This window comes from Massilia sp. W12 (assembly GCF_037300705.1).
GTDB lineage: Bacteria > Pseudomonadota > Gammaproteobacteria > Burkholderiales > Burkholderiaceae_D > JACPVY01.
In genome coordinates this window covers 1,658,646-1,673,113 of record NZ_CP147776.1, presented here as the reverse complement: position 1 = coordinate 1,673,113, position 14,468 = coordinate 1,658,646, and the positions used below count along the sequence as shown (strand labels likewise).

The following is a 14,468-nucleotide window of genomic DNA, read 5'->3' as shown; positions in this document are numbered from 1 at the left end:
AGTCCCATGCAAACCCCACGCTTTAAGCGCGCGCCCGCGCCTATGCCCACGCAAGACGCCCGCAGCGGCGGCGCCCGCAACCATACGCGCCGCCCGCACGACGATGAGGCCGGCGGCAAAGCTTTTAAAAAGCCTTTTAAAAAACCTTATGCCGATCAGGATGGCGGCCCGCGCAAACCCTATCCGCAACAGGCGGTGAGCGCAAGCACGACGGCAAGCGGCGCAACGCCAGGCTATACCTGGACGCCGGGGGTGCGCCCAAAGGCTGACGCGGCCCGTCCCGAAGGCGGTTTCAAGCCGCGTTCTGAACGCAAGGATGAAGCTTTCGACGCCGAACGTGGCGAGCGGCGGGAAGACGGTTTCAAGCCGCGCTTGAAAAGTGAAGAAGGCAGCCAGGAAGGCCGCCGCTTTGCGCGCAAAGGTGAAGGTTATGCGGTCGAGCGTGCGGAACGCAGTGACAGAGGCGAACGCGCTGAACGCGACTTCAAGCCGCGCTTCAAGCGGGATGAAGGCGGATCAGAGGGGCGCCGCTTTGAACGCAAAGGCGAGGGTTATGGTGGCGCGCGTGCTGAACGCGGCGAACGCAGTGAAAACCGCGAAGGCGGCTTCCGTCCCCGTGCAGAACGCGAAGGCGGCAACCAGGATGGCCGCCGTTTTGAACGCAAGGGCGAAGGCTTTGGCGGCGAGCGGCGTGATTGGTCTGAGCGGGGCGCGCGTCCTGAGCGCGGCGAGCGCGGTGAAAACCGCGAAGGCGGCTTCCGCCCCCGTGCAGAACGCGAAGGCGGCAACCAGGATGGCCGCCGTTTTGAACGCAAGGGCGAAGGCTTTGGCGGCGAGCGGCGTGATTGGTCTGAGCGGGGCGCGCGTCCTGAACGCGGCGAGCGCAATGAAAACCGCGAAGGCGGCTTCCGTCCCCGTGCAGAACGCGAAGGCGGCAACCAGGATGGCCGCCGTTTTGAACGCAAGGGCGAAGGCTTTGGCGGCGAGCGGCGCGATTGGTCTGAGCGGGGCGCGCGTCCTGAGCGCGGCGAGCGCAATGAAAACCGCGAAGGCGGCTTCCGTCCCCGTGCAGAACGCGAAGGCGGCAACCAGGATGGCCGCCGTTTTGAACGCAAGGGCGAAGGCTTTGGCGGCGAGCGGCGTGATTGGTCTGAGCGGGGCGCGCGTCCTGAACGCGGCGAACGCAGTGAAAACCGCGAAGGCGGCTTCCGTCCCCGTGCTGAGCGCGACGCATCGCAAGGCTACGCGCGGCGCGATGTTGAAGCCAAGGGCGGCCATGCGCCGCATACGCCGCGCAAAGACAGCAGCGACGACGCGCCGGACAGCATGCGCTTATCGCGCCGCATGTCGGAACTCGGGCTGTGCTCGCGGCGCGAGGCGGATGAATGGATCGTCAAAGGTTGGGTGCGGGTGGACGGCCAGGTGATTTCTGAGCTGGGCAGCAAAGTCACGCGCGAGCAGAAAATCGAGATTGAGCGCCAGGCCAAGAGTGAACAAGCGCGCCTGGTGACGATTTTATTGCACAAGCCGATTGGCTATGTCAGCGGTCAGGCGGAAGATGATTACAAGCCGGCCTCGGTGCTGGTGCTGCCGGAAAACCGCTGGGAAGGCTGTCAATCCGGCCACGAATTCCACCCGCGCCAGTTGAAAAACCTGGCCCCGGCTGGCCGTCTGGATATTGATTCAGTCGGTTTGCTGGTCTTGACCCAGGATGGCCGGGTAGCGCGGCAATTGATCGGCGCGGATAGCGAAACGGAAAAAGAATATCTGGTGCGGGTGCGCTATGAGCATGGCGAACGCTTGCCGATGGAAGAGCTGGAGCGCCTGCGCCATGGCCTGGAATTGGATGGCAAGCCGCTGCTGCCGGCGCGGGTGGAATGGCAAAACGAAGACCAATTGCGCTTTGTTTTGAAAGAAGGCAAAAAACGCCAGATCCGCCGCATGTGTGAAGCGGTCGGCTTGAAAGTGCTGGCCTTAAAACGCATCCGCATTGGCCGCGTGACGCTGGGCGATTTGCCGATCGGGCAATGGCGTTATCTGCGTGAAGACGAGGCGTTTTGATGGAGCACATCAGTTGGCAGGAAGGCGCGCAGACACGCAGCGCGGTTTTCTTCAGCGCAAAACAGGGCAAAGCTCCGGCGCGCCTGCAGCTGGCGGCGGACAATCTGGCGGCGGATGCCGCCATGAGCGCAATCAGCCAGGGCGCCAGCCTGCTGTGGCGCGGCGACTATCATCAAGCGCGCCAATTGCTGCAAGCGCTGGCGCGCCGCCTGGATAAAAAAAGCGCGCCAAAACCGGGCGCCACGCCGCCGGCCCTGCCGCAAGCCTTTCACCAATGGCGCATGGGCCAGGCGCAACGCGCACGCGTGCTGGGCGCGCTGCTGCTGGAAGTGGATGCCGATTGGCGGATTCTGGCCGCGCGCGCGCCGGATGTGCAGGCAGCGCTGCACGCCACTTGCCCGGACTGGCAAGCCCAGCTGCCGGGTTTGATTTCCCTGCGCGAGTTGCAAGGCATCATCGGCGCCTGGGAATGGCGGCGCCAGGGTTTGGCGCTGGCGCAGTTGGATGGCGCGCGCCTGACGCCGCATTGGGGCGTATTTGCGCCGCAGCGCAATGAATATCTGGATTTGCTGCTGAGCGCGCCACTGCCGCCGGGCTGCGCCCGCGCATTGGATGTCGGGGCCGGCAGCGGCGTGCTGTCTGTGATCCTGGCCAAACGCGGGATTGCTGAAATCGACGCCACAGACAATGCGCCGCGCGCGCTTGCCTGTGCGCGTGACAATCTGCAACAGCTGATGCCCGCCGCCTGCCGCTGGCGTGTGCTGGAGGCGGATTTATTTCCGTCCGGGCAAGACTATGATTTGCTGGTCTGCAATCCGCCCTGGTTGCCGGGCAAGGCCGGCAGCAGCATGGAAGCGGCGATTTACGACCCGGACAGCCGTATGTTGCGCGGCTTTTTGCAAGGCGCCAAAGCGCATCTGCGCCCCGGCGGGCAAGCCTGGCTGATTTTGTCGGATCTGGCGGAACACTTGCGCCTGCGCAGCCGCCAGGATTTGCTGGACTGGATTGCGCAAGCCGGCTTGCAGGTGCTGGAAAAGCACGATGTGCAGCCGCAACACCGGCGCGACCCGGACGACCCGTTTTACCGCGAACGCATGCAAGAAGTCAGCAGCTTGTGGCGACTGGGCGCAAGCTGATGCGGATGAGCGGCGAATTGCAGCGCGCAAGATTCCCGCTTACAATGCATCGCATCTGCAACGCATTAACGGAATTCCAATGAAAACCGCCGCCATGCCCTCACTGCGGGTCGAGCCAGAGCTGCGCAATGCCGTCGAAAACGTGTTGCAAGAAGGTGAAACCCTCTCCCTGTTTATGGAAAACGCCTTGCGCAACGCCTTGGCCGCGCGCCAGGCGCAACAAGCGTTTTTAGCGCGCGGCATCGCTGCCGCACAAGAAGCGCGCGCCAGCGACGAATACTATAGCGCCGATCAAGTGCTGGAAGAACTGGATGCGATGCTGGCGCAATCCGGGGAGGCGCTCTGAGCTACCGGGTGCGGTATACCAGACAGGCGCGTGCGGATTTGCAGCGCCTGTTTGCATTTTTACTGCAGAGCGACGCCACCGCCGCCAAACGCGCCCGCGCCGCCATCGGCAAAGCCATGCGCGTGCTGGAAGATTTTCCCTTCACCTGCCGCAAAGCCGCCGCCGACACGCCCTTGCTGCGTGAATTGCTGATTTCCTTTGGCGCCGGCGGTTATGTCGCCCTGTTTGAGATTGACGACGCGCAAACCGTGACGATTCTGGCCTGGCGCCATCAGCGCGAAGAGGATTTTGTGTGACGCAGCAGGCCTTACAACACGCTTTTACGTCCTGGCGTGCTGGCATACCCAAGACCGGCAGCCTGTAATTTCTGCAGCAAGGCGTCGCGCCCATGCTGGTGCGACCAGCGCATTTCTTCTTCCGTGATGACACAGGCCGCCAGCATCTCCATGCGGCCAGCCGGCAGCGCACAGCCATCTGGCAGCGGCGCTTGTGCTTTGGCGATCAAGACATGGATGTGCATGCCAGGGGCCACCAGAATCGATTCGATGGTCAAACCCTGATATTGCTCAACTTTTTGCAAAAAGCCCACATCCTGATTCATTTCCGCATTCACCGCCCATTGCAGAAAATTGACCGGCCAGCTTTGATTTTCCGCCGCCAGCATGCAGATTTCATAGCCGTAGCCGGCAAAACCCGGGCGCCTGGGCGCGGGTTCGCGCACTTCGACTGTGCCGGAAACGCGCTTACCACCCCCGCCTTCATCCTGCAAGCTGAGATCGCGCATTTTGTACATGGTCGGCATGTCTGCATTGCTCAGGCCAAAGGTGGTGTACAAGCACATGCCCGGCCCCAGCCTGGGGGCCGGAATCACACACAAACCGCCGCCCGGCCACACTGCGGCCATATGCAGCATTTTCAAAATATCCGGCGGCAGCGGGCCGACCGCACGTTCAAAATACGCTTCACGCGCATCATAATTTTCACGCCACAGCTGTTCAGATGGACTGGGCGCGGCCTGTGCGGTCTCTTGTTTGCCCGGGAAAATCAGGGCGTTCAAATTGCTGACGAATTGTCGGATTCCCATGGTGTGCTTTCTTGCTGGTGTGACAAAGGCTGCACATCATAACAAGTTGCGGCGCATGAATACGCTGTGCGGATCTGGCTGATAAGCGGCAAATGGGCCGCAATACTCAAAACCCATGGCTTTATACAAGCGCTGCGCCGGCGCAAATGCGCTGTTTGTGCCGGTTTCCAGATACAGCCAGGCGTAACCCCGGGCGCGCGCATGATCCACGATATGCGCCAGAATCGCACGCCCGGCGCCGCGCCGGCGCAAGTTTTTGGGGGTGCGCATGGATTTGATTTCGCCCTGGCTGGCGTCGAGTTGCTTTAATGCGCCGCAGCCCAGCAAAATCCCATCTTCCCAGGCGGTCCAGAAAGTGATATCCGGGCTTTTCAGGCGCGCCAGATCAAGCGCAAACACGCATTCTGCCGGCGAAAGTTCATACATATTGTCCAAATGCTCTTGCAGGAGCGCATGCACTTGCGGGCGCCTTAAGTCATCAATCTCGATTTGCATGGGAGCAGCGCAACAACGGCGCGAAAAGTGGCGAGACAATGATTTTAGCTGCTGCAAAAAAACATGCATGCATTGCGCTGAATCGTCGCATCATGGCAAAGCTGCCTGCTTGGCCGGCAGCCACGCCAGGCTGTTGGCGTGCAAGCTTTGGATGTAGAGCTTGTCCGTTGTCTCCAGCACGCTGGTGGTTTCCGGGTAGGCGCCTTGCGAGTCTTGCAAGTCGATCATGATCTTGCCCTCGCGATCATTCATGATGCACTTGTGTCCAAGCCCTGCCACCACTTACGAACCCAGCAGTTTTGTCCGCATCGCTTCTTTTTCCTCAGCGACACATTCCTGCTAACCACCCTTGACAGCAGGTGAATTGTACATATGCTCCCTGAATGACGTATAATACTCATTACTCACTTATATATATTTCTAAACAGAAATAATTCAGTTGGAGACACCAATGACAACAACCAGTGTCAATTTATATAGAAGCGTAAGAAAAGACGACTTTCCAAATGGCGTAATGTCGTCCAGCGGAGTTGTGACAGGGACTTTATACCCAAGCTTCAAAGATACAACATACCATGCTAATGTTGCTGGCAAGACAATAACAAAAATCAGGAAAGCCGACGTTTATCCCTATTCGTATGGTGGGCAAGAAGTCATCGATCCTGGCGGCGGCACATCGTTGTTTGATAAAGATAAGGCATTCGGGACCAAGCATTGGTGGTACTTTACAATTCCTGTTGGCACTGTGATACCAGACTCCCTCCGAATCAGGTTCACAGGACGTAACGATACCTACGGCGCAGATCACTATCAAATCGAAGCCTCAAGTATTCGCATGCCGGTTGACTCCTTTAAGGCCGCACTTGATAATTTAGCAAGAAACGCAATTGCTAAACAATATGAAGATGCGCGGAAGTAATACAAAATAGTTGGAGAATTTTATGCCCCACATCAGTACAGACACACTCATGATTGCCATTCAGTCGGTGCATGCTGAAATCAGCCAGATTAAGGCCAGTGTGCAAGGCAATATTGATGATCTCGAAGCCGATGCGCAGGAAATCCTGTTTGCATTGAGCCAAGCGCAAAGTGAGATGAAACAAGCTTATATGCAAGAGTGCGCGGTAAAACCGCAGCTCCCTGAGTATCAGCACTTGCTGGCGCCTATGTCCATATAAACACCACAGAATTTGGGCTGATACTTACAATTCACTCTTGCAGCCTGGAAATAGCAAGTACTGCTAAATTTCACGCCCAATCGATGGAAAAATTCAAGCGCAGCGCCACAATCAGCAAAAACGCGGCGCATACTCTCTCCCCGGCTGAGCAATTAAAACTTGCGTTCAATCAATTCGATTTTGTAGCCATCCGGGTCTTGCAGGAAGGCAATCACAGTGCTGCCGCCTTTGACCGGGCCGGGTTCGCGCGTGATCACGCCGCCGGCTGCGCGCAAGGCCTCGCAGGTGGCGTAAATATCGTCCACCCCCAGCGCCAGATGGCCAAAGGCTGTGCCGATCTCGTATTTTTCCACGCCCCAGTTATATGTCAGTTCGATTTCGGCGTGTTCGGGATTGCTGCCATAACCCAAAAACGCCAGGGTGTATTTATATTCCGGGTTCTCGCTCTTGCGCAGCAATTGCATGCCAAGCACCCCGGTATAAAAGTCGATGGAACGTTGCAAGTCGCCGACCCGCAGCATGGTGTGTAAAAAGCGCATGGTGTTCTCCAAAAGCAAAACGGGGGCCATGCGGCCCCCGTTTGTGATTCCATATCAGTTTTGCAATAAGGCGTTGATTTGCGCCAGATCTTCTTCTTTCAATGTGCCGGCGGCTGATTTCAGACGCAGGCCATTGACCAGGGTGTCATTGCGCGCGCGGGAAAGGTCTTTGCGGGTCGAATACACTTGCTGCTGGGCGTTCAACACGTCGATATTGATGCGCACCCCGACTTGATAACCAAGCTTGTTCGAGTCCAGCGCTGATTTGCTGGACAATTCCGCCGCTTCCAACGCTTTGACCTGGGCCAGACCGCTGGAAACGCCTAAAAACGCCTGGCGTGCGCCAAAGCTGGCGGCGCGTTTGGCGCTTTCCAGATCATTGCGCGCTTTATCTTCCTGCGCGATCGATTCGCGCACCTTGCTGGTGATGGCGTGTCCGGCAAACAAGGGCACCGACCATTGCACGCCGATGGTATTGTTATTGTTATCGCCGCTGAGGCCGCCGCGCCCCCGGCTGTGCCAGGCGAACAAGTCCACGGTAGGCATATGGCCGGCGCGGCTGCGCTTGATTTCCGATTTGGCGATGTTGTAGGCAATGTCTGCCGACTGTACGCCGGTGTTTTGCTTTTCCGCCGCCAGCACCCAGTCTTCCACCTTGGCCGGTTGCGGCGCGCTGATGCTGACATTCGCACGCAACGGTGCGAGCGCACCCGGATCTTGCCCGGTGATCTGCAGCAAAGCGGTGCGCTTGATGTCCAGGTCAGCTTGCGCCGCAAATTCCTGCGCCATGATCAAGTCATAGCGCGCTTGCGCTTCGTGGGTATCGGTGATGGTCTGCGTGCCAACTTCAAAATTGCGCTTGGCCGAGGCGAGCTGTTCGGCGGTGGCGGTTTTCTGCGCTTTCACCGCTTCCAGCGTGTCTTGCGCCGTCAGCACATCAAAATACGCTTGCGCCACGCGCAAAATCAATTCCTGCTTGGCCTGGGCGAATTGCACTTCAGACAAAGCGCCAGCCAATTTCGCCTGCTCGTATTGCTCCCAGCGCGCCGGTTCATACAGAGGCTGGCTCAAAGCAATTTTGATTTCTCTGCTTGTGCTGCTGCGGTTAACCGTGCCAGTTGATGCGAGAAAATCCGTATCACTGCGGGTGACATTGCCGGACAAGCCTACCGTAGGCAACACCAGAGAACGGCCTTGCACCACTTTTTCCTGCCCTGCAATTTGCGCAGCACGCGCGCTGGCGTATTGTGCGTCATTACTGAGGGCTTGCTTATAGACTTGCATCAAGTCCGCCGCATATGCCGGCGAACATCCCAGTGCGCCTGCGGCAAGCAGGGCCAAATATGTTTTACGCATTCGATTCTCCAAAGGAGTGATTCAAAACCAGAGTGTCAGTAAGTCGGCATCGAGGGATCCACTTGCGCCGCCCAGGCGTGCACACCCCCGCTCAAATTACTCAAATGTTGAAAACCGTGCCGCTCCAGAAACGCCGCCACTTGCATACTGCGCCCACCGTGATGACAGATGCAGACGATTTCAGCGTCCTCATCCAGCTCCTGCATACGGGCCGGCACGCTTTGCATACTCATCAATTGTGCGCCGGGAATGCGGCAGTGCTCAAATTCCCAGGGTTCGCGCACATCCAGCAACAGCGGATCGGGACGGCTGGCGTCAGCCAGCCAGGCAGCCAATTCAGTGGCGGTGATTTGCTTCATGGTGTTTCCATCAGAATTTGAATTGCGGGGCCGCTTGCACTTCGCGCAAGGGGCTGACACAGGTTTCAAACAGCTTGACTGTGTCAAAGGCGTTTTCACCGGTGCGGGTGATGATTTGCGCGCTCATGACAGGCGCCTCACCCAGAATCACCGCCAAACGGCCGCCGATTTTGAGTTGTTGCAACATTTCCTGCGGCAGCGTGGGCAGCGAGGCCGAGACCACGATCACATCCCAGGGCGCGCACAGATTGGCGTCGCCGGCCCAGCCTTGCGCGCCATTGCCTTGCACCACACGGACATTGGCGACGGCCTGGCGCGCCAGATTTTTTTGCGCCATGGTTGCCAATTCGGCTTCAATTTCCAGCGCCAGCACCACGCGCGCCTTATGCGCCAGCAGCGCCGCCATATAGCCGGAACCGGCGCCGATTTCGAGCACGGTTTCATGTTTGCCGGGATTGACCGCCTGCAAAATCTTGGCTTCCACCTTCGGCGCCAACATATGCTGGCCGCAAGGCAGCGGCACTTCAGTATCGGCGAAGGCCAGGTTTTTGTATTCCTGCGGCACGAATTCTTCGCGTTTGACGATGCCAAGCAGGTCCAGCACGCCGGCATCAAGCACATCCCACGGGCGGATCTGCTGTTCAATCATATTGAATCGGGCTTTTTCGATATTCATGTTCTGTACATTTTCTGCAAGGGTCGGAAAGACAGCATTTTAGCTGCGATTGCGCTTTCTTCCAAAAACTGCGGGATTTTCCCTTGCTTGCTTGAACGCAAGACTAAGGGCAATCCAGCGCTTTGCCTGTGCCTTTGCGACGAATCGCGCTTTTGGCGGGATGAGCTGCACATTCACGCTTTCGGCTTGCGTTTAAACCAGGCCGCCAGATCATCCAGCCAGGTGTACACCACCGGCACCACCACCATGGTCAAGAGCGTGGAAGTGATCACACCGCCGATCACGGCCTGTCCCATCGGCGCGCGCTGCTCGGAACCTTCGGCCATGCCGAAGGCCAGCGGGGCCATGCCAAACACCATCGCCAGAGTTGTCATCAGAATCGGGCGGAAGCGCACATGCGCGGCTTCTAACAGGGCCGCGCTGCGCTCACTCCCGGCTGCGCGCGCCTGATTGGCGAAATCCACCAGCAAAATCGCGTTTTTCGTCACCAGCCCCATGAGCATAATGAAGCCGATGATGGAAAACAGATTCAAGGTCGAATTAAACATCAAAAGCGCTAAAAACACCCCGATCAGGGTCAGCGGCAAGCTCGACATGATGGCCAGCGGCTGCATAAAGCTGTGGAACTGGCTGGCCAAGATCATGTAAATGAAAATAATCGCCAGCAGCAACGCCGACATGGCGTAGGCAAAAGATTCATTCATATTCTTGGTGGCGCCGCCCATTTTGAAGCTGTAGCCGGGCGGCCAGTTGATGCTCTCCAGCGCCGCCTTGACTTCACGCCCGGCCTCGCCGCCGGAACGGCCCACCACATTGGCGGACAACTCAACTTCGCGCCGCAAATCGCGCCGGTTGATCTGGTTTGGCCCGGTCGAGAGTTTGACCTCAGCCACCTGGGATAACACCACCAGCTTCTGCGCCCCGTCCGCACCCGGCTGGCTGCTGGACAGCATCAAGCGCTGCAAATCGGCCATGCTGTTACGCCGCTCCGGCGCCAGGCGCAGATTCACATCATAGTTTTCCCCATCCGGCGCGCGCCAGCTGGACACCGCATCGCCGGCCAGCAAAGGCCGCAGCGCAGCGCCGATCTGGGCCACGCCCACGCCCAAATCCGCCGCCGCCTCACGCCGGGGCGTGATCGCAATCGTCGGTTTTTCCGCCTTCAAACTGGTGTCAAGATCAACAATACCGGGGATGGCGCGCATTTTTTGCTGCACTTGTTCCGCAAGTTTCGCCAACTGGGCCAAATCCTGTCCCTGAATCGAAAGCCGCAGATTCTTATTGTCGCCGCCCACCCCGTCCAGATTGCCGACGTGGGTGACGACAATGCCGCCGACTTGATTGATGCGCTGGCGCAACTCAATCCCGAGCTGATAGGCATTGCGCTTGCGCTCGGCGCGCGCAACCAGGCGCACAAACACCGTGGCGTAATTCTTACCTTGCGAATTGCCGGTGTTGACCGTGACATAGGTGTCCAGCACCTCCGGCATTTCATGCAAAATCGATTCCACCTGGCGCGCTTTGCTTTCTGTGAATTCAAGCGAAGAACCGGTCGGCGTGTATAAAGTGACCCCGGTTTCAGAATAATCCGCCTGCGGCACAAAGTCAGAGCCGATCAGCCCCGAGGCCGGCAAGGCCAAGCCGCCAACAAAACTCAGCAGCGCAATCAGCATAGTCAAGCCGCGATGTTTTAAAGACCAGGCCAGCAAACCCTGGTACCACAGCGCCAGATCTTCCATTTTGCGCTCAAACCAATCCAGCCAGCGCCCCAGCAGGCGCCAGTACAGACTTTGCGGATTTTTCGGCGGCTCATGCCAGATCGAAGACAGCATCGGATCGAGGGTGAAAGAAACAAACATCGAAATCAAAACCGCCGCCACCACGGTGATGCCGAATTGGTGGAAAAAGCGTCCGATGATGCCGCCCATGAAACCGACCGGCAAAAACACCGCCACAATCGAAAACGTGGTGGCCAGCACCGCCAGGCCGATTTCCTCGGTGCCGTCGAGCGCGGCGCGGTGGTGGTCTTTCGGCTTACCCTCATGCAACATGCCGGTATGGCGCACAATGTTTTCACGCACCACGATGGCGTCGTCAATCAACATCCCGACCGAGAGCGAAAGCGCCATCAGGGTCAGCATATTGATGGTGAAACCAAACATATACATGAACAAAAACGAGCCGATCAAGGCCACCGGCAAGGTCAAGCCGGTAATCACGGTCGAGCGCCAGGAATTGAGGAAGAGGAAGACAATCAGCACCGTCAGCAGCGCGCCTTCGATCAAGGTGCGTTGCACATTATCCACCCCGACTCTGATCTGGCGCGAGCCATCGCGGATCACCTCGACTTTGACGCCGGGATACAGCGCGTCGAGCCGGGTTTGGATTTCCTTCATCGATTCTTGCAGACTGTCTGCAACCTGGATGGTGTTCTGCCCCTGGGCTTTGAGAATATCCAGCGCCAGAGTGCGCCGGCCATTGTAGAGCGCCAGATTTTCCTGTTCTTCCTGGCCATCCACGATTTGCGCCAATTGGCGCAATTGCACCGGCTGGCCGGCGCGGCGCGCGACGATAATGCGGCCAAACTCTTCCGGCTGTTTCACCCGTCCCAGGATCTGCACCACTTTTTCATCTTTCGAGGTGCGCACCGCGCCGCTGGGCAACTCCTGATTTTCATTGCGGATCGCAGCGCTCACCTGATCGACCCCGACGCCATAAGCTTCGAGCTGCTCCGGGTTCAAATACACATGAATTTCACGCTTGACCGCGCCCACCAGATTCACCGACCCCACGCCGCGCACGTTTTCGATGCGCTTTTTAATCACCTGATCGGCGATGGTGGATAAATCACGCAGGCTGTATTTGTTCTGCTTTTCATCCTGCGTCACGGCAATCGAGAAAATCGGCCGATCCGCCGGATCGTAGCGCGTCACGCGCGGCTCTTTGATCTCTTTACGGAAAGTGGTTTTGATGACGGCGATTTTTTCCCGCACATCCTGCGCCGCCTGGGCCGGATCGATGGTCAGATCAAATTCCACAATCACCACCGAACTGCCCTCATACGAGCGCGAAGTCAGGGCATTGATGCCATTGATGGTGTTGACCGCTTCTTCCACCTTGCGCGAGATATCGCTTTCCACCGTCTCAGGCGAGGCGCCCGGATAATCGGTTTGAATCACCACCACCGGAAAATTGATATCCGGGAACTGATCGACGCGCATGCGCTGATAGGAAAACAGGCCCAATACCACCAGGGCCATCATCATCATGGTCGCAAAGACCGGGTTGCCTATGCTGATCCGGGTAAACCACATGGAAAAATCCTGTTTCTGCGCTGTATGCGCGTGAATTGACGCTTAGCGCGCTTTCGCCGCAGCGCTGCTGGCGCTGGCCGGATTCGCTTTCGCCTGACGCAGGCGGATTGCCTGTCCCTGTTGCAGCTGTCCCAAATTCAGCCCTACCAGTGTGGCCCCGACAAGCAGCGGCGGCGCGGACGGTGCGGCTTGCAATTCGATCACCGCGCCGCTCTCATCTTCCCCGGACAAACCGGTTTTAACCGCCTGACGCTGCAGGCGGCCATCGCGCACCAGCCATATATATTGTTCCTGCTGGTTCTGATACAGCGCAGATAGCGGCGCTTTGAATACGCCCTCTTTCTTTTGCAGCACAATCTTGGCCTGCGCGAACATGCCGGTCTTGAGTTGCGCCACGCCGGGGCCGGCAAGTTTGGCGTACACATTCAGGCTGCGCGAGGCGGTGGAGGCGGCCGGGCTGATGCGGCTGATACGCGCTGTCAGCGGCTGCGCCAGGCCGTCAAAGCTGGCGCGCACTTCCTGTCCCAATGAGAGCGCAGGAATATCCGGGGCCGGCACGCTTAACTCCAGCTCCAATTCGCGCAAATCGACAATCTCCAGCAGGCGCGCATCCGGCGCCACTTTCTCGCCCGGCTGCACGCTGCGGGAAGCAATCACGCCATCAATCGGCGCGCGCACTTCGGCGTCGCGCACGGCCTTTTGCGCCACATCCAGCGCTGCGCGCGCCGCATCCAGATTGGCTTGCGCGATCGCCCATTGCTGTTCGGCAGTATCCAGCGCGTTTTTAGAGATGAAATTTTTAGCCTGCAACTGGCGATTGTTATTGCGCGTGTTGTTGGCGATTTCCAGCTGACCGCTGGCGGCGCGCAGATTGCCTTGCGCCTGCTCCAGCCGCGCGCGCGCATCATTGGTGTCGATTTGCGCAATCAATTGCCCGGCGCGCACGCTTTCGCCTTCGCGCACCAGCACTTTCAACACTTCGCCTGCGACTTTGGCCTTCACCGTGGCTTGCTGCAGCGCGCGCACATTACCTGAGACTTGCAAAACTTGCTGCACACTGCCCTGCCCGATGCTGGCCAAATCGCCGGGCAGCAGTTCAAGCACATTCTCGACTGCCGCGCTGGCCGGGGCCGGCGCTTTGGGATTGGATTTGACTTTAGCCACGCCCAGGGCCGCCAGCCCCAGAATGATTGCGCTGATGAGAATGGTTTTTTTCATAAAGAATCCTTGGCGCAGCAAACCGCGCCGGATGCGTCAGCAGTGACAGGCTGCCGGCACAGACCGTGCAGGCAGAGATCAAGATATTCTTCCAGATAGGTTTGCGGATCGATTTGCAGGCCGGCGTTCATGCCAAAAGAATGCTGCCATAGCATCAACATCAAAATCGGCGACACCATGACCTTGGTCAAACTGCTGTTGCCGGTATGCAATTCAGCACGGAACTCGCCGCTGTCCACCCCGCGTTGCAGCAGCTTGCGCACAATCGCATCGCTGCGCATGATCACTTCTTCCTGATAAAAACGCGCCAGTTCAGGGAAATTCCCGCTCTCAGACAGCATCAGCTTGGTGATGCCGGATAATTTGGTGTTGCCCACGCGCTCCCACCAGCCCAGCACAATGCAGCGCAATAATTCACTCGCGCTGCCCTGGTGATTGGCGGCCATGTCCTCGGCCTGGCCGAGCGTGGGCACGATGTTTTCGCGCACCACGGCTTTGAATAATTCTTCTTTATTGGTGAAATACAGATACAGTGTGCCTTTGGAGACGCCGGCGCGACGCGCCACATCTTCCAGGCGGGTCATGGCAAAACCACGCTCGACAAATATATCAAGCGCAGCCGCGAGCAATTCCTGTGGCCGGGCGTCTTTGCGACGCGCCCAGCGCGGCTTGACGCCAAAGGGGCATTCCATGTCCAAACCTTGTC

The 14,468-nt window shown here is 58.4% G+C and carries 16 protein-coding genes; 6 read left to right on the top strand and 10 right to left on the bottom strand.

Translation table 11 applies throughout. The features are described 5' to 3' along the window. Positions 1-6: 6 nt before the first annotated feature. From V8J88_RS06715 to V8J88_RS06700, 4 genes are all read left to right on the top strand, one after another. Positions 7-2,061, top strand: coding sequence for a pseudouridine synthase (locus V8J88_RS06715; protein ID WP_338848589.1), 2,055 nt, complete (start codon positions 7-9; stop codon positions 2,059-2,061). Next, positions 2,061-3,197, top strand: a complete 1,137-nt coding sequence (locus V8J88_RS06710; RefSeq protein WP_338848587.1) for a class I SAM-dependent methyltransferase — start codon at positions 2,061-2,063, stop codon at positions 3,195-3,197. Before V8J88_RS06715 ends, V8J88_RS06710 begins: the two co-directional genes overlap by 1 nt. A 79-nt stretch (positions 3,198-3,276) precedes the next feature. Beyond that, positions 3,277-3,543 (top strand): YlcI/YnfO family protein, encoded by a 267-nt coding sequence (locus tag V8J88_RS06705; protein WP_338848586.1) that lies wholly within the window; start codon positions 3,277-3,279, stop codon positions 3,541-3,543. Then, on the top strand, positions 3,540-3,839 hold the full coding sequence (locus V8J88_RS06700; RefSeq protein WP_338849841.1) for a type II toxin-antitoxin system RelE/ParE family toxin: 300 nt from the start codon (positions 3,540-3,542) through the stop codon (positions 3,837-3,839). The genes V8J88_RS06705 and V8J88_RS06700 overlap by 4 nt, the downstream gene beginning before the upstream one ends. 11 nt (positions 3,840-3,850) lie before the next feature. On the opposite strand, the gene V8J88_RS06695 is transcribed toward V8J88_RS06700, so the two are convergent. The 3 genes from V8J88_RS06695 to V8J88_RS06685 all read right to left on the bottom strand — a co-directional run bounded on the left by V8J88_RS06695 (position 3,851) and on the right by V8J88_RS06685 (position 5,374). Next, positions 3,851-4,627, bottom strand: a complete 777-nt coding sequence (locus V8J88_RS06695; protein ID WP_338848585.1) for a suppressor of fused domain protein — start codon at positions 4,625-4,627, stop codon at positions 3,851-3,853. 36 nt (positions 4,628-4,663) lie between these two features. Continuing rightward, positions 4,664-5,122 carry a GNAT family N-acetyltransferase gene (locus V8J88_RS06690; RefSeq protein WP_338848584.1) on the bottom strand — a complete coding sequence of 153 codons (459 nt, stop codon included), beginning with the start codon at positions 5,120-5,122 and terminating at the stop codon, positions 4,664-4,666. 90 nt (positions 5,123-5,212) lie between these two features. Further along, positions 5,213-5,374 (bottom strand): hypothetical protein, encoded by a 162-nt coding sequence (locus V8J88_RS06685; RefSeq protein WP_338848582.1) that lies wholly within the window; start codon positions 5,372-5,374, stop codon positions 5,213-5,215. A gap of 199 nt (positions 5,375-5,573) precedes the next feature. Here V8J88_RS06685 and V8J88_RS06680 point away from each other — a divergent pair, with 199 nt between their 5' ends. Together V8J88_RS06680 and V8J88_RS06675 are read left to right on the top strand one after the other, a co-directional pair. Then, positions 5,574-6,041: a hypothetical protein gene (locus V8J88_RS06680; RefSeq protein WP_338848581.1), complete on the top strand. Its 468-nt coding sequence runs from the start codon at positions 5,574-5,576 to the stop codon at positions 6,039-6,041. Between the two features lie 22 nt (positions 6,042-6,063). After that, positions 6,064-6,300: a hypothetical protein gene (locus tag V8J88_RS06675; protein ID WP_338848580.1), complete on the top strand. Its 237-nt coding sequence runs from the start codon at positions 6,064-6,066 to the stop codon at positions 6,298-6,300. Positions 6,301-6,452: 152 nt separating this feature from the next. Here V8J88_RS06675 and gloA read toward each other — a convergent pair whose 3' ends face one another. From gloA to V8J88_RS06640, 7 genes are all read right to left on the bottom strand, one after another. Then, positions 6,453-6,839: a lactoylglutathione lyase gene (gloA, locus tag V8J88_RS06670; protein ID WP_338848579.1), complete on the bottom strand. Its 387-nt coding sequence runs from the start codon at positions 6,837-6,839 to the stop codon at positions 6,453-6,455. A 54-nt stretch (positions 6,840-6,893) separates the two neighbouring features. Further along, positions 6,894-8,195 (bottom strand): TolC family outer membrane protein, encoded by a 1,302-nt coding sequence (locus tag V8J88_RS06665; protein ID WP_338848578.1) that lies wholly within the window; start codon positions 8,193-8,195, stop codon positions 6,894-6,896. A 35-nt stretch (positions 8,196-8,230) separates the two neighbouring features. Continuing rightward, positions 8,231-8,554, bottom strand: coding sequence for a rhodanese-like domain-containing protein (locus tag V8J88_RS06660; protein ID WP_338848577.1), 324 nt, complete (start codon positions 8,552-8,554; stop codon positions 8,231-8,233). A 10-nt stretch (positions 8,555-8,564) separates the two neighbouring features. Then, positions 8,565-9,230: a protein-L-isoaspartate O-methyltransferase gene (locus V8J88_RS06655; RefSeq protein WP_338848576.1), complete on the bottom strand. Its 666-nt coding sequence runs from the start codon at positions 9,228-9,230 to the stop codon at positions 8,565-8,567. A 173-nt stretch (positions 9,231-9,403) separates the two neighbouring features. Continuing rightward, positions 9,404-12,544 carry an efflux RND transporter permease subunit gene (locus V8J88_RS06650; protein ID WP_338848574.1) on the bottom strand — a complete coding sequence of 1,047 codons (3,141 nt, stop codon included), beginning with the start codon at positions 12,542-12,544 and terminating at the stop codon, positions 9,404-9,406. A 42-nt stretch (positions 12,545-12,586) separates the two neighbouring features. Continuing rightward, on the bottom strand, positions 12,587-13,762 hold the full coding sequence (locus V8J88_RS06645; RefSeq protein WP_338848572.1) for an efflux RND transporter periplasmic adaptor subunit: 1,176 nt from the start codon (positions 13,760-13,762) through the stop codon (positions 12,587-12,589). Next, complete coding sequence (locus tag V8J88_RS06640; protein WP_338848570.1) at positions 13,759-14,454, bottom strand: TetR/AcrR family transcriptional regulator; 696 nt, start codon at positions 14,452-14,454, stop codon at positions 13,759-13,761. Before V8J88_RS06640 ends, V8J88_RS06645 begins: the two co-directional genes overlap by 4 nt. Positions 14,455-14,468: the final 14 nt, after the last annotated feature.